The following is a 452-nucleotide window of genomic DNA, read 5'->3' on the forward strand; positions in this document are numbered from 1 at the left end:
GCATTTATATGTATGCCTTCAATCTTATGAACAAATATTCGAATCCTCTAACATTAATTAGAATGGTTACTATTAGAGGCTGCATATGCATCTTGATATTAACAACAGTACTATCTTGCCAGTCACCCACCCCAATCGCCAATGAAATTGAAGAGAATAACAGGCTCAAAGAGTTAGAAGCTGAAAAAGTTTCATGGGCTTTCTTCGAGTATAAATCTGCTATAGAAGAAAGTAATGGTAAAGCTGCCGTGAATTATATTTCTAAATCATCATTAGATTTTTACGAGCAAATGCTATTTGATATTCTTTATGCCGACAGCAGTAAAATATCAAAGATGTCATTTACAGATAAGATGAATATACTTATACCCAGGGGCAAGTTTTCTAAAAGTGAATTGGTTGGATTGGATAAACGAAAATTCACTACACTGATGTGGGAAAATGGTGGTTTG

General features: G+C 34.1%; 1 protein-coding gene. It reads left to right on the plus strand.

Annotated features, from left to right (window positions below):
- Window positions 1–62: 62 nt before the first annotated feature.
- On the plus strand, window positions 63–452 hold a 390-nt coding region (locus tag K3G63_RS22565), incomplete at its 3' end, for a hypothetical protein (RefSeq protein WP_220616412.1).

This window comes from Hymenobacter sp. HSC-4F20, assembly GCF_019599275.1.
Taxonomy (GTDB): Bacteria; Bacteroidota; Bacteroidia; order Cytophagales; family Hymenobacteraceae; genus Hymenobacter.